The 23,523-nt window shown below is 59.6% G+C and carries 20 protein-coding genes; 15 read left to right on the forward strand and 5 right to left on the reverse strand.

The window, feature by feature from the left end; genetic code table 11:
• The first annotated feature begins 5 nt into the window (after positions 1 to 5).
• The 5 genes from hisD to TRM7615_RS08000 all read left to right on the forward strand — a co-directional run bounded on the left by hisD (position 6) and on the right by TRM7615_RS08000 (position 3,442).
• Positions 6 to 1,307, forward strand: a complete 1,302-nt coding sequence (hisD, locus tag TRM7615_RS07980) for a histidinol dehydrogenase (RefSeq protein ID WP_108786369.1) — start codon at positions 6 to 8, stop codon at positions 1,305 to 1,307.
• 210 nt (positions 1,308 to 1,517) lie between these two features.
• Positions 1,518 to 1,997 (forward strand): UPF0262 family protein, encoded by a 480-nt coding sequence (locus TRM7615_RS07985; RefSeq protein WP_085794611.1) that lies wholly within the window; start codon positions 1,518 to 1,520, stop codon positions 1,995 to 1,997.
• A gap of 2 nt (positions 1,998 to 1,999) precedes the next feature.
• Positions 2,000 to 2,461 (forward strand): arsenate-mycothiol transferase ArsC, encoded by a 462-nt coding sequence (locus TRM7615_RS07990; protein ID WP_108786370.1) that lies wholly within the window; start codon positions 2,000 to 2,002, stop codon positions 2,459 to 2,461.
• Positions 2,458 to 2,856, forward strand: a complete 399-nt coding sequence (locus TRM7615_RS07995) for a ketosteroid isomerase-related protein (protein ID WP_108786371.1) — start codon at positions 2,458 to 2,460, stop codon at positions 2,854 to 2,856. The genes TRM7615_RS07990 and TRM7615_RS07995 overlap by 4 nt, the downstream gene beginning before the upstream one ends.
• Complete coding sequence (locus TRM7615_RS08000) at positions 2,849 to 3,442, forward strand: GNAT family N-acetyltransferase (RefSeq protein ID WP_108786372.1); 594 nt, start codon at positions 2,849 to 2,851, stop codon at positions 3,440 to 3,442. The genes TRM7615_RS07995 and TRM7615_RS08000 overlap by 8 nt, the downstream gene beginning before the upstream one ends.
• A 244-nt stretch (positions 3,443 to 3,686) precedes the next feature.
• Here the strand turns inward: TRM7615_RS08000 and TRM7615_RS08005 are convergent, their stop codons facing one another.
• Positions 3,687 to 4,313, reverse strand: a complete 627-nt coding sequence (locus TRM7615_RS08005; protein ID WP_108786373.1) for a TetR/AcrR family transcriptional regulator — start codon at positions 4,311 to 4,313, stop codon at positions 3,687 to 3,689.
• Between the two features lie 102 nt (positions 4,314 to 4,415).
• Between TRM7615_RS08005 and TRM7615_RS08010 the strand changes: the two genes are divergently transcribed.
• From TRM7615_RS08010 to TRM7615_RS08025, 4 genes are all read left to right on the forward strand, one after another.
• On the forward strand, positions 4,416 to 6,461 hold the full coding sequence (locus TRM7615_RS08010) for an oxidoreductase (RefSeq protein WP_108786374.1): 2,046 nt from the start codon (positions 4,416 to 4,418) through the stop codon (positions 6,459 to 6,461).
• Positions 6,461 to 7,216, forward strand: a complete 756-nt coding sequence (locus TRM7615_RS08015; RefSeq protein WP_108786375.1) for an NAD(P)-binding domain-containing protein — start codon at positions 6,461 to 6,463, stop codon at positions 7,214 to 7,216. The genes TRM7615_RS08010 and TRM7615_RS08015 overlap by 1 nt, the downstream gene beginning before the upstream one ends.
• A gap of 105 nt (positions 7,217 to 7,321) precedes the next feature.
• On the forward strand, positions 7,322 to 10,555 hold the full coding sequence (locus tag TRM7615_RS08020; protein WP_108786376.1) for an acetyl-CoA carboxylase family protein: 3,234 nt from the start codon (positions 7,322 to 7,324) through the stop codon (positions 10,553 to 10,555).
• Positions 10,556 to 10,629: 74 nt separating this feature from the next.
• Complete coding sequence (locus TRM7615_RS08025; protein WP_108786377.1) at positions 10,630 to 11,142, forward strand: thioesterase family protein; 513 nt, start codon at positions 10,630 to 10,632, stop codon at positions 11,140 to 11,142.
• A gap of 47 nt (positions 11,143 to 11,189) precedes the next feature.
• Here TRM7615_RS08025 and TRM7615_RS25915 read toward each other — a convergent pair whose 3' ends face one another.
• Positions 11,190 to 13,241 (reverse strand): hypothetical protein, encoded by a 2,052-nt coding sequence (locus TRM7615_RS25915; RefSeq protein ID WP_235824041.1) that lies wholly within the window; start codon positions 13,239 to 13,241, stop codon positions 11,190 to 11,192.
• 421 nt (positions 13,242 to 13,662) lie between these two features.
• On the opposite strand from TRM7615_RS25915, the gene TRM7615_RS08040 reads away from it, so the two are divergent.
• Both TRM7615_RS08040 and TRM7615_RS08045 read left to right on the forward strand, forming a co-directional pair.
• A complete protein-coding gene (locus tag TRM7615_RS08040; RefSeq protein WP_108786379.1) occupies positions 13,663 to 14,670 on the forward strand; it encodes a hypothetical protein in 1,008 nt (335 codons plus the stop codon).
• Positions 14,670 to 15,905: a GNAT family N-acetyltransferase gene (locus TRM7615_RS08045; RefSeq protein ID WP_108786380.1), complete on the forward strand. Its 1,236-nt coding sequence runs from the start codon at positions 14,670 to 14,672 to the stop codon at positions 15,903 to 15,905. Before TRM7615_RS08040 ends, TRM7615_RS08045 begins: the two co-directional genes overlap by 1 nt.
• Here TRM7615_RS08045 and TRM7615_RS08050 read toward each other — a convergent pair.
• Together TRM7615_RS08050 and TRM7615_RS08055 are read right to left on the reverse strand one after the other, a co-directional pair.
• Positions 15,902 to 16,210 (reverse strand): EthD family reductase, encoded by a 309-nt coding sequence (locus tag TRM7615_RS08050; RefSeq protein WP_108786381.1) that lies wholly within the window; start codon positions 16,208 to 16,210, stop codon positions 15,902 to 15,904. The genes TRM7615_RS08045 and TRM7615_RS08050 overlap by 4 nt on opposite strands.
• 62 nt (positions 16,211 to 16,272) lie before the next feature.
• Positions 16,273 to 17,178 (reverse strand): LysR family transcriptional regulator, encoded by a 906-nt coding sequence (locus TRM7615_RS08055; protein WP_108786382.1) that lies wholly within the window; start codon positions 17,176 to 17,178, stop codon positions 16,273 to 16,275.
• Positions 17,179 to 17,460: 282 nt separating this feature from the next.
• Between TRM7615_RS08055 and TRM7615_RS08060 the strand changes: the two genes are divergently transcribed.
• From TRM7615_RS08060 to TRM7615_RS08080, 4 genes are all read left to right on the forward strand, one after another.
• Positions 17,461 to 18,471, forward strand: a complete 1,011-nt coding sequence (locus tag TRM7615_RS08060) for an AraC family transcriptional regulator (RefSeq protein ID WP_165821390.1) — start codon at positions 17,461 to 17,463, stop codon at positions 18,469 to 18,471.
• Positions 18,472 to 18,969: 498 nt separating this feature from the next.
• Positions 18,970 to 19,728, forward strand: coding sequence for a sugar transferase (locus TRM7615_RS08070; protein WP_235824042.1), 759 nt, complete (start codon positions 18,970 to 18,972; stop codon positions 19,726 to 19,728).
• A gap of 57 nt (positions 19,729 to 19,785) precedes the next feature.
• Positions 19,786 to 20,688: a CpsD/CapB family tyrosine-protein kinase gene (locus TRM7615_RS08075; RefSeq protein ID WP_108786385.1), complete on the forward strand. Its 903-nt coding sequence runs from the start codon at positions 19,786 to 19,788 to the stop codon at positions 20,686 to 20,688.
• Between the two features lie 124 nt (positions 20,689 to 20,812).
• On the forward strand, positions 20,813 to 22,093 hold the full coding sequence (locus TRM7615_RS08080; protein ID WP_108786386.1) for a Wzz/FepE/Etk N-terminal domain-containing protein: 1,281 nt from the start codon (positions 20,813 to 20,815) through the stop codon (positions 22,091 to 22,093).
• A gap of 3 nt (positions 22,094 to 22,096) precedes the next feature.
• On the opposite strand, the gene TRM7615_RS08085 is transcribed toward TRM7615_RS08080, so the two are convergent.
• A complete protein-coding gene (locus TRM7615_RS08085) occupies positions 22,097 to 23,455 on the reverse strand; it encodes an oligosaccharide flippase family protein (protein ID WP_108786387.1) in 1,359 nt (452 codons plus the stop codon).
• Positions 23,456 to 23,523: the final 68 nt, after the last annotated feature.

Genomic DNA, 23,523 nt, shown 5'->3' on the forward strand with positions numbered 1-23,523 from the left:
CACCGATGCCCAAGTTCCTCGACACCACGCAGCCCGATTTCGAACAGGCCTTTGCTGAGTTGCTGAGCGCCAAGCGCGAAGACAGCCCGGATGTGGATGATGTCGTGGCCGGGATCATTGCGGATGTCCGCGCCCGCGGTGACGCGGCTGTGATCGAGCTGACGGAACGGTTCGACCGGATGACTCTGACGCCCGAGACGCTGGCGATTCCAGCAGCTGAGGTGGATGCAGCGATTGCTGAGGTCTCGACCGAGGAGAGCGAAGCGCTGGATCTGGCAGTCAAGCGGATCCGGGCCTATCACGAACGGCAAATGCCAGCGGACGACAGCTGGACGGATGAGAGCGGAGCCACATTGGGCTGGCGTTGGTCGGCGGTGTCGGCGGCCGGGCTGTATGTGCCGGGTGGGCTGGCGTCCTATCCGTCGTCCGTTCTGATGAACGCCATTCCCGCCAAAGTGGCCGGCGTCGATCGGCTGGCCATTGCAGTGCCAACGCCAGACGGTCAGATCAACCCGCTGGTTCTGTTGGCTGCGCGACTGTCGGGCGTGGATGAGATTTACCGCATCGGCGGCGCGCAGGCGATTGCCGCACTTGCCTATGGGACCGAGAGCATTGCTCCGGTGGACAAGATCACTGGCCCCGGCAACGCTTTTGTCGCCGCCGCCAAGCGGCGTGTGTTTGGCAAGGTGGGCATCGACATGATCGCCGGCCCGTCCGAGATTCTGGTGATTGCCGACAAGGACAACGATCCCGATTGGATCGCGCTGGATCTGCTCAGCCAAGCGGAGCACGATGAGAGTGCGCAATCGATTCTCATCACCGATGACGCCGCATTTGGCCGTGCCGTTGGCGCAGCCGTCGAGCAACGTCTCACCTCCTTGCAGCGTCGCGCCATCGCCGGTCCGAGCTGGCGCGATTTTGGCGCCGTCATCACCGCGCGAGATCTGGATGAGGCCGCGAGCTTGTCGAACCGGATTGCGCCGGAACACCTGGAGCTGTGCGTGGCCGATCCGGACGCGTTGAGCCAGAAAACGGTGCATGCGGGAGCGATTTTCCTCGGCCAGTTCACCCCCGAGGCCATTGGCGACTATGTGGGCGGGCCGAACCACGTACTGCCCACGGCACGATCGGCGCGGTTTTCCTCTGGCTTGTCGGTGATGGATTTCCTCAAACGCACCACGCTCAGCAAGATGACGCCCGAGGCCCTGCGTGCCATCGGCCCGGCCGCCGAACGCCTGGCGCAGTCCGAAAGCCTTGAGGCACACGGGCTTTCGGTCAAGGTGCGTCTGGATGCGCTGAACCGCTAATACCTGTATTTCTCGGACAGCCTTAGACGCGCAGCGATTGTCCTCGATCGGCTGGATGCCGCGTGGCAACAGAGGGGCTTTGGTGCAGGTTTCGTGGCCTTGATGTCGCAGCCATTTCGGCGAATCCGGACACGGGTAACCGGGCGTTGCCCCTGCTGACGCGATCCTGTAGGACCGTGCGCAACTTACGCTGACCGAGACCGCGCACAGATGAACCGCATCAGTCAAATCGAACTGGACGACCGCAACCTGCCCCCGCCGACACCCGAGATCGAGCAGGAGCGCAAGGTGGCGATGTTCGACCTGCTGGAAGAGAACAGTTTTGCCCTGCCCAAGCGAGACGATCGCGTCATTCCGGACGGTCCATATCACCTGAACCTGTCGATCCGCGACAAGCGTCTGGTGTTCGACGTGAATACGGAAGCCGAGGAAAAGGCTGCGGAATTTCACTTGTCGTTGGGGCCGTTCCGCCAGGTGGTCAAAGACTACTTTCAGATCTGCGAAAGCTATTTCAACGCGGTGAAAACCTTGCCACCCAGCCAGATCGAAACGATCGACATGGCGCGGCGGGGCATTCACAACGAGGGCAGCCGCGTCTTGCAGGAAAGGCTGGAAGGGAAGGCCGATATCGACACCGACACCGCCCGCCGCCTGTTCACGCTGATCTGCGTGCTGCATTTCGGGGGCTGAAGGTGGTTTTGCCGCTTCCGCAGTCGGTTTTGTTTTGCTGCGACCACAATGCGGTGCGATCCCCGATGGCCGAAGGTATCATGAAGAAATTCTACGGAATGGACACCTATGTTCAGTCCGCAGGTGTTCACAACGATATGGAGATCGATGGTTTTTCCATCGCGGTCTGCCAGGAGATGGATGTCGAGCTGAGCCGCCACCGCTCGCGCTCGTTCGACATGATGGAACAGTGGGGCGACGATCTGAGCTCCTTTGACCTGGTGATTGCTCTGTCGCCGGCCAGCCAGCGCCGGGCGCTGGAACTCACGCGATATTTTCACCTCGATGTCGAATATTGGCCAATAATGGACCCTACTGGGCTCGGCGAGACGCGGAATGACAAGCTAAACAGCTATCGACAGACCCGCGATCAGATCATTCAGCATCTCAAGGATCGTTGGGGCGAACCAACGGAGATGACATGAACGATACCGTCAAACGCTATTTTTCGGCCTTCAACGCTGGTGATGTGGACACCATGTTGGACTGCCTGTCCGACGATGTGGCCCACCATGTGAACGAGGGGCAGATCCGCGTCGGGCGCGAGAAGTTTGCGGACTTCTGCGCGCATATGAACCGCTGCTACAAAGAAGAGCTAACCGATATGGTTGTGTTCGAGGCGGAAGGCGGCACCCGCGCGGCGGCGGAATACATCGTCAACGGCACCTATCTGGAAACGGACCCAGGTCTGCCTGAAGCCAAGGGCCAGACCTATCGCCTGCCTGCTGGATCCTTTTTTGATCTGCGGGACGGCAAGATCACCCGTGTCACCACCTATTACAACCTTGCGGATTGGGTGAAGCAGGTTTCGAATGGCTAAGGTCACGGATGTCCGTGTCCTGACCGGCGCGGCGCTCGAGGCGGCGCTGGATGATGTGGCTGCTCTGCGGATCGCGGTGTTTCGGGCCTTTCCCTATCTGTATGATGGGGATTTGGAGTACGAGCGCGACTATTTGCAGACGTATCGCGACAGCGATGGGGCGGTCCTTGTTGGCGCCTTTGATGGCGATCGGCTGATCGGCGCGTCCACGGGTACGCCGCTGACGGATCATGCAGATGATTTCGGAGCAGCCTTTGCCGGAACAGGTCACGATTTGGCGGACGTCTTTTATTGTGCCGAATCCGTGCTGTTGCCCGAATACAGGGGCCAGGGTGTGGGGCATCGGTTTTTTGATCTACGTGAGGCACTTGCACGCGAGCTCGGGCTTCCGAAGGTTGCGTTTTGTGGCGTTCAACGCCCGCCGGATCACCCGCTCAAACCCAAAGATTATCAGCCGCTAGACCAGTTCTGGATTGCGCGCGGGTATGCAAAGGTACCCGGTGCTGTTGCCCAGTTTTCCTGGAAGGATCTGGATGAGATGGCAGAAACACAAAAGCCGCTCCAGTTTTGGATCCGTGAGCTGTAAATCGGAAACAGGGGTCCGCCTTGCCGGTGTCCGGCGGGTGTATTTGCAGGCTTGGTTGAAAAGATCCGAAGCGCTCCCGCCCGTCGTCGATGTTTATGGCGAAACACCTCCTTCCGTTGGGCCGGGCGCCGCGCTATGCGCGGCGCGGTACCGCAGAGCACTGGTGGAGCGATGGAGACAGGCGTGTTTGGATGCTAGACCTTTTCAGAAGATCAGGCCGACCTCGTTCCGCCCTGTGTGAGCCTTATGCTTGCTCTGTCAGATGCCTGGACATGAAGCGCCCCACGTCGCTTTCGCTGGGGCGCTGCCCCGTAAAGACTTCGACATAATCCGGCACCCGCGCAATGCGTTTCCAATGGCTTTCCTGCACTTGCATCGAGAGATAGCCGATCTGGGTGTAGAGCACAGTCATGGTACGGACCTCGGCTTCGGCCTCTGAATAGCCGTGATAGGTGAACATGGACTGTATAGCGGTCAGGCGCTGTTCATCGGCACGGTTCAGGCGATCTTGCAAGGCCTCATCGGTGCGAGCCCAGTTTCTGATGGCCAGATCCAGGCGGGAATCAAACAGCGCGTCATCCAGCCAGCAGTCGCACAGGTTGAACATCGCCTCGCAGATATTTTCGGCAAATGCCTCGGTCCGGGCCACCAGATTGCCTGTGTTCTTGGCCTCCCACCGCTGGATCAGTGCCTCGAGCAAGGCCTCGCGGTCGCGGAAATGCCAATAGAAGCCGGTGCGGGACAGGCCAAGACGTTTTGCCAATGGCATGACTTTGACGGCGTCGATGCCTGCTTCGCAGAGCAGTTGCGCAGCAGCATCCAGCCACAGGGTTTCTGACCCGCGTTGGCGGGGAGGGGTCTGGTCGTTCATGATGCACGCTTAGCACCGCAGGCAAAGGCTCACAACTGTCTTGACACTTTTGTTCTTAAAATCGACAGTCATGTCGACAAAGCCAACCAAGGTGCGACCGCCATGTCCAAGGATCCGCTGCTGCAGCCCTATCGCCTCAAGCATCTGACGCTCAAGAACAGGATCATGACGACAGCGCATGAACCGGCCTATCCCGAAGACGGGATGCCCAAGGATCGCTATCGCGCGTATCACGAAGAACGGGCCAAGGCCGGGGTGGCTCTGACCATGACGGCGGGGTCAGCCGCGGTCAGTACGGATTCGCCGCCGGTTTTCAACAATGTTTTGGCCTACAAGGATGAGGTCGTCCCGTGGATCCGCAACCTAACGGATGCTTGCCACGAACACGGCTGTGCGGTGATGATCCAGCTGACGCATCTGGGGCGCAGAACCGGGTGGAACAAGGGCGATTGGCTGCCTTCGGTCTCGTCCACGCCGCACCGTGAACCGGCACACCGCAGCTTTCCCAAACTGATCGAGGAGTGGGACATCGAGCGGATCATCCGCGACTATGCTGATGCGGCCGAACGAATGCAGGCGGGCGGTATGGATGGGATCGAGCTTGAGGCTTATGGCCATCTGATCGATCAGTTCTGGTCGCCGCTCACCAACCATCTTGAGGGCAGGTACGGGGCCGAAAGCCTGAACAGTCGAATGCAGTTCGGCATGGATGTGATCAGGGCCATCCGTGACCGCGTCGGCCCGGATTTCCTGATCGGTGTGCGGTACACGGCGGATGAAAGCGCGACGGGCGGCATAACGCCCGAGATTGGGTTGGACATGGCTCGGGTGATGCAGGACAGCGGACAGGTGGATTTCCTTAATGTGATCCGGGGACGCATTCATACCGACCCGGCGATGACCGATGTGATCCCGGTCCAAGGCATGCGCACGGCACCACATCTGGATTTCGCAGGCCGGGTCAGGGCCGAGATCGGCATGCCCACCTTCCACGCTTCGCGCATACCCGATGTGGCCACTGCGCGCCATGCGGTGGCCGAGGGGCTACTGGACATGGTGGGCATGACCCGTGCGCATATGGCCGATCCCCACGTGGTGCAAAAGATCGCCCAAGGGCGCGAGGATGACATTCGCCCTTGCGTCGGGGCCACTTATTGTCTGGATCGCATCTATCAAGCGGGCGAGGCGTTGTGCATGCACAACGCCGCCACCGGGCGGGAACTGACAATGCCACATGTGATCTCGGCCGCTGACGTGCAGCAGCGCGTGGTTGTCGTGGGCGCGGGTCCTGGCGGGCTTGAGGCTGCGCGGGTGGCGGCTGAGCGCGGCCATGACGTCACCGTGTTCGAGGCGTCGGCAGATCCTGGCGGGCAGGTGCGTCTGACGGCGCAAACCCTGCACCGGCGCGAGATGATCGGGATCATCGACTGGCGCATGGCCCAATGTGCGGCGCGGGATGTGCAGTTTCACTTCAACACCTGGGCCGAGGCTGACGATGTGCTGGGTCTGTCCCCGGATGTGGTGATCATCGCCACTGGCGGGCTGCCGAACACCTGCCTTTTTGAAACGGCAGACGAACAGCCCCTGGCGGTCAGCAGTTGGGACGTGATCTCGGGTGCAGTGAAACCGGCGGGACGGGTGTTGATCTATGACGAAAGTGGCGATCACCCGGCGCTGCAGGCGGCGATGGCGGCGTGCGCTGCGGGGGCGGAGGTCGAGGTGATGACGCCCGACCGGATCTTTGCCCCCGACATCATGGCGATGAACCTGGTGCCTTACATGCGCGATCTTCAGACCAAGGGCGTGGCGTTCACCGTCACTCGCCGCCTGTGTGGGATCGAGCGCGAAGGAAACCGTCTGCGGGCGGCGATCGGGACGGATTACAGCGATCTGATCGAACAGCAAACCTATGATATGATCATCGTGAACTATGGCACGCTGCCGAACGCCGACCTTTATTTCGACCTGCGTCCACGATCACGCAATGGGGGAGAGGTCGATCATGCTGCGCTGATCGCGGGACGTCCGCAATCGGTGGTGCGCAACCCTGATGGCGCGTTTGACCTGTTTCGGATCGGTGATGCGGTATCGGCCAGAAACACCCATGCGGCCATCTATGATGCGCTGCGCTTGATGAAGGATATCTGATGCGGATCGGGATTTTAGGAACCGGGACTATTGCTACGGCTGTGGTGCGGGGGATCGTCCACGATGGTCACCAGATCGTTGTTTCAGAACGTTCGCAGGCCAACGCACAAGCACTGTCCCAAGAATTTGCCGCCGTATCTGTCGTGGCAAATCAAGAGGTGCTGGACCAAAGTGATGTGGTGATCCTGGGCCTGATGCCAGATGTCGCGCGCGCTTTGCTGCCGGATCTGCGGTTTCGGGACGGTCAATCGGTCATCTCGTTGATGGCCGAAGTGCCAAAACTCGAATTGGCGGGACTGGTGGCGCCCGCAAAGGTCGAAGGTATTGCCATTCCCTTTCCGGCCATCGCACAGGGGGGCTCGCCCGTCTTGTGCTGTCCAGCATCGTCACTGATGCATGACCTGTTTGGCGCAAACAACCATGTGATTTCGGTCAATAGCGCCGCAGATCTAGAGGCGTTTCTGTCGGCCCAAGCCATCCTCTCTCCTGCGGTCAAACAGCTTGCCCTGACACGCGACTGGCTGGCGGCCAAAACCGGCGAAGCAGGCGAGGCAGAGCGGTTCCTGCGGCTTTTGGTGGGCGGCGGCCTGCTGGCAGCGCCGCTTGAGCACGAGGGCGCGCTGGATGATCTGCTCGCAGCCCTAGGCACGCCCGGCGGGTTCAATGCCGAATTGCGGGATTTCCTGCTCGAACGGGGGATGCAACAGCACATCGACGAAGGGTTGGAGACGCTTTTCAGCCGCTTTGGCACTTGAATTCAACCGCGTACTGGCCTGCGACCTTGCGTCAACCCTGACCGAGCGTCTGGATTTGCCCTCCCTCTGGGCCTTTGATGGGGCAAGGAAAGAAGGGGCGTACCGATGTTCAAGAAACTGCTGATCGCCAATCGGGGCGAGATTGCCATCCGCATCGCGCGTACCGCGGCACAGATGGGGGTGTCCGTGGTCACGGTCCACACCGCCGACGACGCGCGCTGCCTGCATGTCAAACATGGGGATCAGAGTTGCGAACTGCCTGGCGCGGGGGCGGCGGGCTACATGGACGTAGATGCGCTGATCCGAACAGCTGTCGAGACAGGTTGTGAGGCCGTGCACCCTGGCTATGGCCTTCTGAGTGAGCGCGCGGATTTTGCCCGGGCCAGTGCAGAGGCTGGTTTGACCTTTGTTGGTCCTGATCCCGAAACGCTTGAGGAAATGGGCGACAAGCTGCGGGCCCGCGCGGTGGCGCAATCCTTGGATGTGCCCGTGCCGCTGGGCGACGGCCCGTTTGCGACTGTCGAAGAGGCACGCGCGTTTCTGGACAAGGTTGGCGACCCGATCATGCTCAAGGCCGTGCAGGGCGGCGGCGGCCGCGGAATGCGCCGGGTCGAGACGTCCGACGAATTGGCATCAGTCTTTGAACAGGCCCGCGCCGAAGCGGCGTCAGGCTCGGGTATGGCGGACATCTATGCCGAGGAGTACCTGGCGGACCAACGCCACATCGAGGTTCAGGTTCTGGGGGACGGAAAGGCCGTAACGCACCTGTGGGATCGGGATTGCACGCTGCAACGCCGAAACCAGAAGGTTGTTGAACTTGCACCTGCTGTGGGGCTGACCGACGACCTGCGCGGGCAGATGATCCAAGCCTCCTTGACCCTTGCGCGCGCATCCAAGCTGCGTGGTGTGGCAACGGTCGAGTTTCTGGTGGACATGCAGGCAGGCGCATTTCGGTTCATCGAAACCAATCCGCGCATACAGGTCGAGCATACTGTGACCGAAGAGGTTACGGGGTATGATCTGGTCGAGCTGCAATTGCGGTTGGCGGCGGGTGAGGTTTTGGCGGATATCGACCAGCACCTTTTGACCCCCGCCGCGCCCATGGGGACAGCAATCGAGGTGCGTGTGAACACGCAGACACTCCAGCCGGACGGAACTGTCCTGCCGGTTAGTGGCACGCTGGAGCGGTTTCACATGCCGGGTGGGCAAGGCGTTCGGGTCGAAACCCATGGATATGCGAACTATGCCACCAATCCCGGTTTTGATCCCATGTTGGTCAAGATCATTGTCCATCACCGCAGAGACGATCTGCCTGGTCTGCTGCAACGCGCAGATCGCGCCCTGTCCGAGACCGAAATCTCTGGCGTGGACACCAACCTCGGGCAGCTTCGCTCTATCCTGGCCGCACCCGAGGTGCAGAAGTGGGACGTTACCACCCGGTTTCTGGACGGGTTCTCGGGCGCGGCCGCGCAACCGGGTCGCGTGTTTGATGCGCGGCAGGACTCTCCCAAGGAGACCGTTTCACCGATTGACGTGCCCGAGGGATGCGTGAGTGTGGCGGCTCCGATCCAGGCCCTTGTCAGTGATGTCCTGGTCACGCCCGGGGATAAGGTTCAGGCCGGACAAGAGCTGATGATCATCGAAGCGATGAAGATGCAGCATCCAATCGTCGCCCCTCAGTCGGGCCGGATCGAAGAGCTCCCAGCCACGAAGGGCGACACCGTCCCAGTCGGCGCGACGCTGTGCATTCTTCGACCCGATGGAGACACGCACGAGGCCCAAGAGCATGAAACTGCGATTGATCCGGACAGCCCGCGCGGCGACCTGACCAAGCTTAGTGAGCGCGTGGCGCTGACGTTGGATAGGGCCCGACCCAAAGCGGTTGAACGCCGCCGGACCCGGGGACAGGCGACAACGCGCGAGAACGTCGAACGGCTGTGCGCAGGTGGGGAATTCCATGAATACGGCCAGCTGGTCATCGCAGCGCAACGCAAGAAACTGGGTGTTGAAGCGTTGATCAAATCCTCGCCCGCCGATGGGATCGTGACCGGTTTGGGCACCGTCAACGCGGGCCAGTTTGAAGATGCGGCAGGGCAGGTCGCCATCTTGGCCTATGACTCGACCGTGATGGCGGGCACCCAAGGCGTGTTTGGACATCGCAAAACCGACCGACTGTTGGAAAAGGCGGCGGAGTTGGGCTTGGCCAGCATCTTTCTGACCGAAGGTGGCGGGGGGCGGCCCAATGATGACGACTTTGCGGGCACCATGCATTGCGCGCTCGATGTCAAAACCTTTACCGCCTACGCAGGTCTGCGCGGGTGGGGGCCCAAGATAGCGGTGAATTCAGGCTTTTGTTTCGCGGGCAATGCGGCGTTGTTTGGGGCTGGCGACATTCGCATCGCCGCCCGCAACAGCTGGATTGGCCTGGGCGGCCCTGCCATGATCGAGGCCGGAGGATTGGGTCGTTTTGACCCGCGCGAAGTTGGCCCGGCACCAATGCAGGCCGAGATCGGATTGGTCGATATTCTGACCGAAGATGACACCCAGGCGGTCGATGCAGCACGTCAGGTTCTGTCGTATTTCCAGGGCGCAACCGATGATTGGACCGTGGCGGACGAGCGGATGCTGCGCCATCTGGTGCCCGAGGACCGCAAGCGGATCTACGATCCGCGCAAGGTGGTGCAGGCCTTGGCCGACGCGGGCAGCTTTTTGGAGCTTGGCGCGCAGTTCGGGGTCGGGCTGATCACCGGGTTTCTCAGGATCGAAGGGCGCCCCATGGGGGTCATGCTGAACAACCCGCACCATCTGGGCGGCGCGTTGGATGCGCAGGCCTCGACCAAGGGGGCGCGGTTCATGCGGTTGTGCAACCGCTTTGGTCTGCCGCTCCTGTCTTTGTGCGATACGCCGGGGTTCATGGTTGGTCCCGACAGCGAGCGTGAGGGTGGGGTGGCTGCTGCCTGTGATTTCATCGGGGCTGGGGCCGATCTTTCCGTGCCGCTTTTCTTTGTCGCCCTGCGCAAGGGATACGGCATTGGCGCCCAGGCCATGGCGGGCGGCAGTTTCGCCAACCCGGTATTTACCATCTCATGGCCGACCGGAGAGTTCGGAGCCATGGGGCTCGAAGGGGGGGTGCGTTTGGGCTATCGCAAGGAGTTGGAGGCGCTAACCGACCCGGAAGCGCGCGAGGCCCTGTTCGGCAAGCTGGTGGCGCGTGCCTATGCCGAAGGGGGCGCGATCAACGTGGCCTCGTACAATGAAATCGATGCGGTGATTGACCCGGCCGATACCCGGTCCTGGATCATGCGTGGTTTGAACGCGCATCAAGCCGCCGACGTGTGACGTCAGGAAGTGTTTGCCCAGCCTTGGCTTTCTGGGCAATTTGATTGTTGGACTGCAAACAAAAGGGCAAGCGCATGAGCGAAACCGCTATCAGTGGCCATGACGGGCCTTACCCTGCGCCGATCGTCGTGCGGGACATGTTCGTGAAACCGGACTGGATCGACTATAACAAGCACATGAACGTGGGCTACTACGGCGTGGCGTTCGATCTGGCGCTGGAAAAGATGGTTGGCGACTACCTGGGCATCGGCGAAGACTATGTTCGAACCGCCGGAGCTGGTCCCTACATGATCCAATCGCATATTCAGTTCCTGCGAGAATTGCTTGAAGGCGACAAGTTCTATTTTCATTTTCGCCTGGTCGATCATGATCACAAGCGTCTGCACTATTTCGGGCAGATGTACGCGGAAAAGGATGACGTTCTGTGTGCCACTCAAGAGGGGATGATCATCAACGTCAGTCAGGAAACAGGGCGCTCTTCCAACTACCCCGACTGGGCACAAAAGCGGCTGGCGCAGATGCTTGAGGATCACCGAGGGTTACCAACCGCACCACAGATTGGCGCAAAACTGGGTATCCGCAAATAAAAAAGGACCGGCGATGGCCGGTCCTTTTTGGTTTGTGTGGACGTGGCTTACGCCATGACGTCGACCTCATCGTCGTCCCATTTGTCGTCAGAATGGGCGTCGTCGATGTCTTCGGTCCCCTTGTTCATCAGGGCCATGAAGTCTTCGGACTTGGCAGCTCCCTTGGTGCCGCCCGACCCGTAAACCACGGTCTCGTCGTAGGAATGATCTTCGTCTTTCCCGTCGTCCTTGTACTTCGGCAGGCCATAGTCGGAGCCCTTGGTACCGCCGGAGCCTGAGCCCTTGGTGCCACCCGAGCCGGAGCCCTTGGTGCCACCTGAGCCGGAACCCTTGGTGCCACCCGAGCCGGAGCCCTTGGTGCCACCTGAGCCGGAACCCTTGGTGCCGCCGGAGCCTGAGCCTTTGGTGCCACCCGAACCGGAACCCTTGGTGCCACCCGAGCCGGAGCCTTTGGTGCCACCCGAGCCGGAGCCCTTGGTGCCACCCGAGCCGGAACCCTTGGTGCCGCCGGAGCCTGAGCCTTTGGTGCCACCCGAACCGGAACCCTTGGTGCCACCCGAGCCGGAGCCTTTGGTGCCGCCTGAGCCGGAGCCCTTGGTACCACCCGAGCCGGACCCTTTGGTGCCGCCGGAGCCTGAGCCCTTGGTGCCGCCGGAGCCGGAGCCTTTGGTGCCACCCGAACCGGAACCCTTGGTACCGCCGGAGCCGGAACCCTTGGTACCGCCGGAGCCGGAACCCTTGGTACCGCCTGAGCCGGAACCCTTGGTACCGCCTGAGCCGGAGCCTTTGGTACCGCCTGAGCCGGAGCCTTTGGTGCCACCCGAGCCAGAGCCCTTTGTGCCACCCGAACCGGAGCCCTTTGTGCCACCCGAGCCGGAACCTTTGGTGTCCGAATACTTGTCGCCCAGCGTCTTGTCATACCAATCATCCAGGCCGTCGCCTTCGACGCCACCGTTATGATATGCGTCCGACGTACTGGCCCCGGAATTCACCGCGTCCGATTCCGTCAGCAGTTGAGCATCCGGCGAGTTCGTGTCGACTGCCACGCCAATGCTATCCAGATCGATGTCTGCCAACGTCAGCGGGCCGTTGTTGGACCAGAGCGTGAAGTTGATGTCATAGATCTCGTCACCAAACTCCTGATCGCCGGGGTTTTCCACCGTGTCGCCAAACTCGAACGCCGCATCGAAGGGCATCGGAACCGTAAAGCCGTTTGCCAGCCCGGTGACCGAGTTTGCGTTGGCTTGATGACCAGTCACGCCGCGTTCACCGTCAGACGGGAAGAAGTTGAGCGCCGCGACTTCGTTATCGTCGGTCATGTTGAAGAAGAAGCCGTCGATGTCACCTTCGGTGCCGTCGTATTCGGTCGGCGACAGGCGGATGAACAGCTCGCCACTGTCGAGAGCCGCGATTTCAACCGTCACCTGCGGGTCTTCGCCAACCTCGAATGTGACCTTGGTCTTTTCAGGTTCGACCGGATCGGTCCCTTTGGTGCCGGAACCCTTGGTGCCGCCCGTGCCGGAACCCTTGGTGCCACCCGTGCCGGAACCCTTGGTGCCGCCCGAGCCGGAACCCTTGGTGCCGCCCGTGCCGGAACCCTTGGTGCCGCCCGTGCCGGACCCCTTGGTGCCGCCGGTGCCGGAACCCTTGGTGCCACCCGTGCCGGAACCCTTGGTGCCGCCCGTGCCGGAACCCTTGGTGCCGCCCGTGCCGGACCCCTTGGTGCCGCCCGTGCCGGACCCCTTGGTGCCGCCCGTGCCGGAACCCTTGGTGCCACCCGTGCCGGAACCCTTGGTGCCACCCGTGCCGGACCCTTTGGTGCCGCCCGTGCCGGACCCTTTGGTGCCGCCCGAGCCGGAACCCTTGGTGCCGCCCGTGCCGGAACCCTTGGTGCCGCCCGTGCCGGACCCCTTGGTGCCGCCGGTGCCGGAACCCTTGGTGCCACCTGAGCCGGAGCCCTTGGTGTCACCGTACCCTGACCCATACTTTCCATTGAGATAGGAGTCATACCAGTCGCAGAAGTCGTCACCTTCGACCCCGCCATTATGATACGACTTGCTACCGCCGTATCCGTACCAATTCCAATAACTGTATCCCATGCGTATCACTCCCCCTATGGACGTGTGCATTTTCCCTGCCACCAGAACCGCAATTGGCCCCCCAGTGCTTCTGGCAGCAGGCTTTCATCGAATACCGGTCAGGTTATGGGCCGACGGCAATTCGGGCAATTTTGTGTCAACTTTCTGACAAATATGCCTTTGTATTGGCTGGAGATGCGAAACAATGACTGCGCGGCTCGGTCAATTGATTGCCGATCACCGCCAATCGCGGCTCACCCTAGGTCAACTCTGCGGTCGAATCGGCAGGATGTGGTATCGGAGCCTGACGTATTGCTTCCTCAGAATCGCCAAAGTCGCAGGGTATTCATTTGGCCATTCGAGCAATCCGGGCGCAGTTGCGTGCGTGATCAGATTATGAACGTGAGGTGTTATTGTGGCCAAGACTGACAACGACGATCGAATGAAGCGTATCGTGGAGACTGCTGAAGATCACTTTGATCGCGCGGTTCTCAAGGTGACGGCGCCTGGCGGTGAAGGGCGGTCCAGCTTTCGCCTGCACTTTGACGATATGGATGTGATCGCGACCTTCCGCCCTAACTTTCGCCGCACCCATCTTGAGGCGCATGTTCTGGAAGAGCTGCGGACCTACTGCGATGACACTCCCGAAGTTCTGGGTGTTGTGGGCGAGATCATGTTTCAGAGCGATGTCGGGCGTCGCCGCCTCAACCAGGAAATCGTTCGACACGAAAGCGCCGGTCAATTGGACCTGGCTGCACAGGCGGTGGCGTCGATCTTTCGCTATCAGAGTGCCGCACGCAAATCCGACCTGCACGAGATGATGCCGCATCTTGGTACCAACAAAAACTGGATCGACAATGTGGTGGGCGCGATCAGCGCGCTGCAACCCTATTCGATGGGTATCTCTGATAGCTTTGATGGCACAGCCGCGCGCGAGGCCGTGGCCCAACCGGGCCGACAGTTCGTCAAATGGGATTGCCGCTCGGGCAATGCGGCCATTGGCAAGGACGGCAAATTGCGCTGGTTCGACTTTGAATATGCGGGCCTGCGTCACGGCGCCGAGGATTTTGCCTGGCTGATCGGGGACGAGGCCTGGCCCATTGCGCCGGATCAGATGGTCGATGTGATGATCGATTGTTTCGATCCCGAATGTGGTCACGACATTGGCGCCTATCTGGAATACCTGTCGATCTATCAGACGTTCCATTGCGTGCAGCGGTTCAAGCTGATCGTGAAAGAGGCCCAAAAACGCGGCTGGCTGTCCAAACAGCGCGTGCGCAAATATGACGACGCAGGGGTGCATCCTGAATTTGCGGCCCAGATTTGTCAGGTTGGTGCTTATTTCTCGGCTCAGGCCAAGGTGACCGCCCCCTTGACCCGAAATTTCGAAGGCGCGCGCGACAGCTTTCTTGAAATTCTCAAGGAAGGCCGCTCGCTGAAAAGCGCGTGATGACAGTTCATCGCGCCATTTCCGAACAAGGCAGCGCCGCCGGGTTGAGGGTTGAATACGTCGATAGCTTGGACGGATTTCGCGCCTTGCGTCCGGCCTGGGAAGCTCTGGAACAGAAGGACGCTGAGGGCACGGTTTTTCTGTCCTGGGCCTGGTTGCGACAGGCCTTTGAACGAACGACGGGTCGTTGGCGGGTGATCACGGCTTGGGTCGATCAGGACCTGGTGGCAGTGCTGCCGCTGAAATATCGCGTCCACTGGAGCAAGACCCGAACCGAGTTTCAAACCGAGATCGAGGCGGGCGGGCGTCTGTTGTGGAGCGAGTACACCGGGTTTTTGTGTGATCCCGCGCACGAAGAGATGGCGATCACGGCAATCGCCAACCGCTTGCAATCTCTTCCGTGGATCAAGTTGTCTTTGCGATATGTCCTGTCTGAACGCAGGGTGGGGATCTTCACTCGGGCGTTTTCGCAAGATGCGCACCGTGTACGTCTCAAACCCTATCGCATCAACCGTGGTGAAACGGACAACCTGTTGTGCCCGCAGGTTCAATTGCCGGGCAGCTATGATCAGTACCTGAGTGACTGCCTGAGCCGGAACACAAGGCAAAAGATCAAACGATTTGAACGAAAGTTCCTGGAGAGCGGCGCGCTGACGTTTGCCGCGACCACGGATCATACACGCGACATTGATGCATTGCTGACGCTTTGGCAGGCCAAGTGGGCGCAGGTCAAAGGCGCTGAAACAGCGCGTCAGGTCGCAGGGAACTACCTTCAGGTGTTGATGGCTGCGCAGAAATTTGGGCTACTGTATCTGTCAGTCCTGCGCGATGGTGACAGGATGCTGGGTGCCTTGGGTCACGTCCTGGACCCGCATCACAAACGCATGCATTTCATCGTGGCCGGACGAGACGAGACCGCCCGGGGTCACCACATCGGGGCGCTGTTGCATTCACAGAGCATTCGGTGGGCCATCGACAACGGTTATGGCGTCTATGATTTCTGCCATGGCAACGAAAGCTACAAATACGGCTACGGGGCCAAGGACGTGCAGGCGTTGTACCTGTCGATCCGTCCCAGAAAACTGCGACAGCCGGGGGCTTATCTGGATGCGCTGAGCCACAAGGAGGCTCTGGCGCGTGTATTGTCCTTTATTGAAGAAGGGCAGAATGATCGCGCGACCACTGGGACGCGGCAGTTGCTGAACTTGCTTCACAACGGAGATATGGCGCGCTAGCCGATCACCTCGCCGATCAGCATGTTTGGCTGAACATTGGTAAAGTTGGGCAAATCCGCCATTACCGGACCGGCTGCACCCATGGCCGCACCAAGCGCATCTTTGTCGGCAAAGACGATTGTGGCGACCGCGTGATATCCTGCGGGGACATCCGGACCGCCGGCGAGCCCTTTTGTGACCAATGTGGATTGGATATGTGGGCCCATGTGCTCTGCGACCAATGACATATGCGTGTTTGCATAATAGTCGTGATCAAAGGTGGACCCGTCTGCGACAGGATAAATGACTTGCAAGGAAACTGGCATCCGTTGGGACTCCTGAATGGAATGAAGGCACTTTGCCATTAAGCCCTGATGCTTTGGTTCCGTCAAAGCCTGTTCTTGGGGGACTGAGCCAGTTGATGCACCAGAAAATCGATGAAGGCACGTACCTTGGGCTGCGTGAAGCGGCCAGGGGGATAGACGGCACAGACCGGTTGCAACTGTTCTGGCAGCGTCGGCATGACGTCGCGTAACAGGTCAAGCTCGACGGCTTCGCGAAACAGAAACTCGGGCAAGTAAGCGATCCCCAGACCTGCGACAGCCGCATTGAGCAGGGATTGCCCATCGTTGACACTTAGCCCGCCGGTCGCAGCCACCTGGCGCACGGCGCCTGTTTCGTCCGTCAAGCGCCAGATGTTGGCGCCAGGCCGGGTCGATGCGCTCAGCAACTGGTGCCCTTCCAGATCGGCGGGTTTTTCAGGAGTTCCATGTGTCTTCAGATACTCGGGGCTGGCCACAAGGCGCATCGGAAATTCCATCAGCTTGCGGGCACGCAGACTGCTGTCTCTCAGCTCTCCCACGCGGATGGCCAGGTCGAACCCTTCAGCGATCAGGTCCATGGTCTGGTCGCTCAGTTCAAGGTTCACGGTGATGTCGGGATATTCGGTGAGAAAATCGCTAAGAAGGGGCGACAACTCGTGAATGCCGAAATCGCTGGCGGCCGAAACCTGCAACAAACCCGAAGGCTGCGCATGCAATGCGGCGACCAAGGCGTCGGCCTCGCCAGCGTCATTCAGGATGCGGCTGGCCCGATCGTAATAGGCCAGCCCAATCTCGGTCGGGTTGACGCGCCGTGTCGTGCGGCTCAGCAGGCGGGCGCCCAAACGGGATTCCAGGGCCGAGATGTGTTTCGACACCGCGGACTTGGAGATCCCCATCTTGCGCGCAGCATCGGTAAAGCCACCTTCTTCGACGACGGTGGCAAAAGCTTCCATTTCAGTCAGGCGGCTCATTCAGACCCTCCAAAAATCCCGATCTTGCAGGCGACCCCCAAGCACCCCTATCGAGGTACTGGGTGTCGGCCTGCGTTCTAATGTCATGGGAGATTTGAGCATTGGGGACGAGCTATGCTTAGGGATATTGGACAAATCATTCGGCGAGCCGGTCATTTTGCTGGGGATTTCTGGCCAGCAAGTGCTATGTTCCAAAAAACTCGGTTGAAACAACAAGGGTATAGGCAGAATTGTTGCAGACAGTTTGGCGGGAATTCATGCGGGCAAGGGGGGACGCCTGACATGGTACAGCCAACCCCCATGCACGGTGCCGTGTTCGTTCAGACATTGGCCAAGGATCTGTTGGCCCAAGGGTTCAGCGAGCACAAAGTGTTCAATGCGACCGGTATTTCTCCCGAGCTGCTGAATCAGGAGAAGCCGTTCCTGCCATTCGATCAGATCGCCACATTTTTTGAACACGCCAGCGAGCTGACGGGCGATGATGTCTTGGGGTTCGCGCGCGGCGCCAAACGAGAGATGCGCCGAACGGGGATGATTTGCTATGTGGGCATGTCCTCGCCCACGGTAAGAGACTTCATTCGCAACGTGACCCGCTATCGTCGGGTGTTTAGTGATGCGGTCGAAATCGACATCGATCGGCTGGACAGCGACGGCGTGTTGCGGTGGTATTTTGCCGTGCCCACCCATGTGCGGCGGCGCCATTATGTCGAGTTTGGTGCATCGGGGCTGCTGTTTGCCATGCGGCAGGCAACCAACCGTGACTTTCGTCCCCAGCTAGTGACCTTTCATCACGCCCGCAATTCCAACGTCGACGTGTTTGAGCGGTTTTTCGGCTGTCCGGTCAAATTCGGACAGACGGCTAACGCATATCACTTCAAACCAGAAGACCTGGATCTGCCCCTGATGACGGCGGACAATGAACTCTACAAGGTATTGGTCGATCTGTGTGATCGCGTTCTGCAAGACAAATCAAGGAACCTGCCGCCTATTGTGGTCGAGGTCGAGCGCGCAATTGCCGACCGGTTGTCATCCGGTGAGGTCGGACAAGAGACGGTGGCGCGTACTTTGGGCATGAGTGCGCGCACGTTGTCGCGACGTTTGGCGGATCAAAACACGACGTTTTTCAAGACGCTCGAAGATCTTCGCACGGCGCTGGCGATCAATTATCTCAAGGACAGCGATCTGTCCTTGGCAGAGATTTCATACCTTCTTGGATATTCTGGTTTGAGCAGCTTCAATGATGCGTTCAAGCGCTGGACTGGGAACACCCCGGGGCAATACCGGGTGGCCTAGTCGGTCTGGTGAGATGGGCGTGATGCTATTGAGCGTCAGTCGATTGTGACGTTGAGGCGCGAAATTGGGCTTACGCCATGTTTGCGCCGCATTTCAGCGTTTTCCCCTTTAACGCTGATTGGCGACAGGGCAATTTGATTCTGCATCCGGCACTATCTTCGATTTGTGAACAATGGGTCTGGTTTTTGGGGGACTGGTTCTTGGAAAAGTCGAGAAATCACGCTTTTTCGCTGTGTTACGAGCGGAAACAATCTGTTTACGCGGATTTTCTGAAAATTGGATGGGCCGGTGGTACCTTCAATCGTGGCAGAACAATGGCATAACTTGGCCGTGTTCTGGTCGACCAAACAGTCGCGATGGGTGCGGACGCGACATATATGAAACAAGAACCCGCTCGGAGCAGCCACTGCGTTTCGAGCCAGAGTGAGAGTAAAGGTGCAGCGTCCCTCGTTGGTGGTGTAGCCAGCGAAATTTTTAGACGCACACATGGGGGAAACGATGAAGGATTATGTCCAGGAAGCGGCCTTGGAAGCATCCGGTCGAGTAATAGCGATACCCAATGACGGCGTCGGTTCTGTTGCGGCCATGGGGGTTGTGCCTGCAAACATCAATGCTGGCGTCGAGGCATCGGCCAAAGGGTTGGGTCAGTCGACCTATGCCCTATTCGGCAAACGTGTTCTTGACGTTAGCCTGATTGTGCTGACGGCGCCCATTTGGATGCTGGTGATTGGGATTTGTGCCATCGCCTTGATGCTCGAGGGGGGCAACCCGTTCTACCGTCAGACCCGCCTGGGGCGCGGAGGTCGCTCGTTCAAAATGCTGAAGCTGCGCACCATGGTCATGGACGCGGACGTGCAGTTCGACCATCTGATGAAAACGGACCCCGCCCTGCGGCATGAGTGGGAGACGACGCAGAAACTGAAAAACGATCCGCGGATCACGCGTGTGGGGAATATCCTGCGCAAGACCTCGTTGGATGAACTGCCACAGCTGTGGAACGTTCTGATCGGAGACATGAGCCTGGTTGGCCCACGCCCGATGATGCCGGATCAGCTGCCGCTCTATGGTCCCAGTGGCCCTTATTTGTCGCTGCGCCCGGGCATCACGGGATTGTGGCAGGTGTCGGCGCGCAACGAAGAAGTGTTCAGCTTCCGCTCGCGTGTAGATGCGACTTATGCCCGATCGGTGAGCTTCAGGCAGGACGTTGTTCTGCTGTTCAAGACCCTCGGCGTCGTGGCGCGGCGCACCGGGTACTGACTACAGAGGCAACATGGTTGTGATCGTTCAGGAAAAAAGTGGTCTGGGAGCCGCGACATGAGTTATTATGATACCAAGATGATGTCGGATTTTGATAATGTTCGCAGCCCGTCCCTGGTCGAGAATACGCCCGGGGAACCCGAGGAGTCGTATCGGCCCTTCCGCCGCAAGGCCGCTCTGCGGGATGAGCCGATTGAGCCCCACGTCCTGTCCGAAGACGTGCGTGTGGAAACTTTGCCAGCCGTACTGCCGGACACTTGGGATCAGTTGCAGCCCGTTTCCATCAGTGCCCGTGATCGCTTTCAATCACGGGCACCCTTGGTCAATTTCTTTCGAGACACCCCGACAGCGCGAGCATTCGATATTCTTCGCACTCGACTGTTGCAGACCCTCAAACACGAGGGGTGGCGCCAAGTTGCGATCGTTGCGCCCACGTCTGGATGTGGGGCGACGTTTACGGCAACCAACCTGGCGTTGAGTTTGGCGCGGGTTCCGGACAGCCGCACGGTCCTGATGGATATGAACCTGCGTAGCCCCGGCGTGCAATCCGCGTTGGATATCGCCGCTGCGGGTCGGCAAAAAGACTTTCTGAACGGACAACTGGCATTGCAGGACCATTTTGTGCGGTGCAGCGATACGCTTGCTGTTGGGCTGACGGATGCTGCCAGTCCCGATGCGGCAGAGCTGTTGCAGTCGCAAACTTGCGCTGAAGCGCTGGACGCAATGATCGAAGACCTGCAGCCGGATGTTGTTCTCTATGATCTGCCACCGGTTCTGGCACATGATGATCTGGCGGCCTTCATGGGACAGATCGACGGTGTGTTGATGGTCTCGGATGGGGAGCAGACCACATCGGATCAGATCAAGGCCTGTGAAAAGATCATCGGTGGCCATGTACCGTTGCTCGGCGTGATTTTGAACCGCGGTCGTGGATCGCGTCTTGAAGCTTACGCCTCCTGACACCAGCTAGGACTTGCTGACGCCATAGTTTCGCCTGTTTGCTGTGGTTAAAAAACTGTGTCGACCCAAAACGAGGTTGGCAGAGCAGCAAGAAACAAAGCTATTTGCAGGTTGGATAAGGCACATGGGGCCGATCTTTTCGCTAGATGAACTGATGGATATGTTCCGTCGCAGGGCATGGATGATCGTGGCCATCATTGCGCTTGGCTGCGTTGCATCGGTGATGTTGGCGCTCAGCCAAACTCACGAGTATGAATCCGCCGAAGTCATTCAAATCGCCCAACCCGTGATTGCCGATGACCTGGCCCGAACTACGGTCGAGGGGTCCTCGGCCAGACGATTGCAGTTGATCCAGCAGCGTCTGATGACACGGGGTACGGTACTTGAAATCATTGACAAATTTGGTTTGTATCAGAACCTTCCCGATCTGAAAGACAGTGCGCGCATCGATCGATTGCGCCGCTCGGTTCGGATCGAAGGTATTGCGGCGGCGCGCGAAGGGTTTTCTGACGACGGCACAATCTCTGTCCTGACAATCACGGCCCGGATGGAAACGCCTGAACTGGCGCAGGCCGTCGCACATGAGTTTGGTCAACGTACCATCGAACTGAGCAAACAGAATCGAATTGAACAGGCCAGCAAGACCTTGGCGTTCTTTGATGCGCAGGAACAAGCAATCGCTGACGAGATCACGGCGCTGGACAACGAAATCACCGAATATCGCAACACGCATGACCTGTCGCTGCCCGGCAGCTTGGAATTCCGCCGCGAAGAAGTGTCGACCATCAACGACGGTCTTCTGGACATTGCGCGAGACCGGATCGAGGTTGAACGTGCGATGGAGCTTGCGGAAAAGAGCCAAAGACCCGCCACTGCAGAACGGTTGCGAGGGGACTATCTGGAACAGCTCGCCACGCTCGAAGCACAGCGTCAGCTGTTGATGGACCGCAAGCAAGAGCTTGAGGCATTGATTGAAACCTCTCCCGAGGTTCAGCGCCAGATTGGTGTCTATGAACGCCAACTTGAACAGTTGCGCGACGAGCTGTCGAACATCGCGGCCCGCCGCACAGACGCTGAATTGGGTTTCCGCCTCGAAGATCAGCGCCAAGCCGAGCGTTTGACCGTCATCGAAGAGGCCGCGCTGCCCGATTATCCGGTGACGGAAAGCCGGACAAGAAAGGCCATACTGGGCGGCGCCGCAAGCGTCTTTTTCGCCTTCGCCTTCGCCTATCTGCTTGAGATGCGCAATCCGGTCATGCGCTCGGCTGCTCAGATGGAGCGAGAGCTGGGGCTGGCACCGGTGGTGACCGTGCCGTATCTGGACACGCGCGAGCCACGCCGATCCATTTGGGCGCGTATAACGTCGCTCTTTTCCAGCAAAAGACCCGGCGGTGGGGCCGCCTAGACCCTACATCTGGGACAAGTTGTTGATCTGGTCCCAGTGATACCACAACAGCAGAGCAACGCCCGCGCTTGAAATGGCAATGGCTATGGCATCGTGGAGCGGGTCCCAGACGCGGTGCTTTACGCTCAACCAGACAAGGGCGGGGTAGGTGAAGATCATCGACAATCCCAGCCCGGCCATCGCGCCCAGCAGACCAAAGTTCAGAACACCAAAGATGATGCAAAGGGTCTGCGACGTGGCCTTGACCAAGCTCAGCACAAAGAATGACCGGCTGTCTCCGGCGGATAGGGCGGCGGCGTCATAGGTCATGATGATTGCTTGCGGGATCAGCGCACAAGCGATCAGGGTCACGATGGGGCCGGACAGGTGATAGCGATCATCATAAAGGACATCGACCAGCCACGGGCCCGCAGCGGCCATGACCAGCAGCAGTCCAACAATCCCGCAAGTCATGGCGGCCCGCAGCAGCCTCTGCTTGCGCAGCATCGCCGGGTCCTCTTGTGCGGGGCGGTCACGATACACGGGGATCATGATCTTTGGCGAAACCGCGTGGCCCAGCATCGATGGGAAGCTGCCCAGAAAGAAGCCGATGTTGTAGAGCCCCAAGACCTCAAGCGTCAGGAAGCGGCCCAGGATCGCCCGGTCGCCTTGGCTGATCAGAAAGGCCAGGCCGGTGCTCAGGAAAATCCACTTGCCAAAATGCACGATTTCATAAGCGGCGGGTTTTTCCCAGCGGAACGTGTTGCGCGGGCCGGGCAAGCCGTAGTGCGTGAGCACCAGCTTGGCGACGGCCTGCACCACACCGCCCAGAACCAGGGCTAGAACCGAACCGGTGGCCATGGCAAACCAGATCATGAACCCTATTCCGATGACTTGGCTTGCCAGATCCAACAGCGTCAGCCGCCCCACCAGCAGATGCCGATTGGCGGTTTCGATCCGCGTCGGGTTGAATCCCGAAACTAGCAGCGCAACGGCTGCAATCGGCAAGTAGAGTTTCAAGTCCGGCTCACCATAGAACGCGGCCACAGGTCCGGCCAGGGCCCAGGCCAAACCAAACAGAAACACGCCCCGGATCACTTGAATGGTCCAGGCCGTGTCCAGAAAATCGGGGTCATCCCCGCGTTTGTTCTGTGCGATGGACGGACCGATCCCAACGTCCGAGAACAGGTTCAAGCCCACAGTCACAACGCTGACCAGCGCCATCAGGCCAAAGGCTTCGGGAAATAGGATACGGGTCAGGATCAGGTTAGCCGCCAGCCGCAATGCCTGACTGCCGCCATAACCGATGATCAACCACGAGGCGCTGCGCAGCACACGCGCCATCAGGCCGGACCCGGCAAAGGCTGATACCATCCTGTTCATCTTGTCCTGCAGCCCCCATGTCCCTGCAATTGGGGGGATAGTGCCTGTAGGTATTGGGGTACACAACA

Source organism: Falsiruegeria mediterranea M17 (assembly GCF_900302455.1).
Taxonomy (GTDB): Bacteria; Pseudomonadota; Alphaproteobacteria; order Rhodobacterales; family Rhodobacteraceae; genus Falsiruegeria; species Falsiruegeria mediterranea.

Excerpts from the sequence above, each read along its gene's own strand:
- TRM7615_RS07985 (WP_085794611.1), top strand. The coding sequence starts at position 1,518 with ATGAACCGCATCAGTCAAATCGAACTGGACGACCGCAACCTGCCCCCG.
- TRM7615_RS08045 (WP_108786380.1), top strand. The coding sequence starts at position 14,670 with ATGACAGTTCATCGCGCCATTTCCGAACAAGGCAGCGCCGCCGGGTTG.
- TRM7615_RS08085 (WP_108786387.1), bottom strand. The coding sequence starts at position 23,455 with ATGAACAGGATGGTATCAGCCTTTGCCGGGTCCGGCCTGATGGCGCGT.
- TRM7615_RS08015 (WP_108786375.1), top strand. The coding sequence starts at position 6,461 with ATGCGGATCGGGATTTTAGGAACCGGGACTATTGCTACGGCTGTGGTG.
- TRM7615_RS08055 (WP_108786382.1), bottom strand. The coding sequence starts at position 17,178 with ATGAGCCGCCTGACTGAAATGGAAGCTTTTGCCACCGTCGTCGAAGAA.
- TRM7615_RS08050 (WP_108786381.1), bottom strand. The coding sequence starts at position 16,210 with ATGCCAGTTTCCTTGCAAGTCATTTATCCTGTCGCAGACGGGTCCACC.
- TRM7615_RS08060 (WP_165821390.1), top strand. The coding sequence starts at position 17,461 with ATGGTACAGCCAACCCCCATGCACGGTGCCGTGTTCGTTCAGACATTG.
- TRM7615_RS08080 (WP_108786386.1), top strand. The coding sequence starts at position 20,813 with ATGGGGCCGATCTTTTCGCTAGATGAACTGATGGATATGTTCCGTCGC.
- hisD (WP_108786369.1), top strand. The coding sequence starts at position 6 with ATGCCCAAGTTCCTCGACACCACGCAGCCCGATTTCGAACAGGCCTTT.
- TRM7615_RS08000 (WP_108786372.1), top strand. The coding sequence starts at position 2,849 with ATGGCTAAGGTCACGGATGTCCGTGTCCTGACCGGCGCGGCGCTCGAG.
- TRM7615_RS08040 (WP_108786379.1), top strand. The coding sequence starts at position 13,663 with ATGAAGCGTATCGTGGAGACTGCTGAAGATCACTTTGATCGCGCGGTT.
- TRM7615_RS07995 (WP_108786371.1), top strand. The coding sequence starts at position 2,458 with ATGAACGATACCGTCAAACGCTATTTTTCGGCCTTCAACGCTGGTGAT.
- TRM7615_RS08025 (WP_108786377.1), top strand. The coding sequence starts at position 10,630 with ATGAGCGAAACCGCTATCAGTGGCCATGACGGGCCTTACCCTGCGCCG.
- TRM7615_RS08070 (WP_235824042.1), top strand. The coding sequence starts at position 18,970 with ATGAAGGATTATGTCCAGGAAGCGGCCTTGGAAGCATCCGGTCGAGTA.
- TRM7615_RS25915 (WP_235824041.1), bottom strand. The coding sequence starts at position 13,241 with ATGGGATACAGTTATTGGAATTGGTACGGATACGGCGGTAGCAAGTCG.
- TRM7615_RS08020 (WP_108786376.1), top strand. The coding sequence starts at position 7,322 with ATGTTCAAGAAACTGCTGATCGCCAATCGGGGCGAGATTGCCATCCGC.
- TRM7615_RS08010 (WP_108786374.1), top strand. The coding sequence starts at position 4,416 with ATGTCCAAGGATCCGCTGCTGCAGCCCTATCGCCTCAAGCATCTGACG.
- TRM7615_RS08005 (WP_108786373.1), bottom strand. The coding sequence starts at position 4,313 with ATGAACGACCAGACCCCTCCCCGCCAACGCGGGTCAGAAACCCTGTGG.
- TRM7615_RS08075 (WP_108786385.1), top strand. The coding sequence starts at position 19,786 with ATGAGTTATTATGATACCAAGATGATGTCGGATTTTGATAATGTTCGC.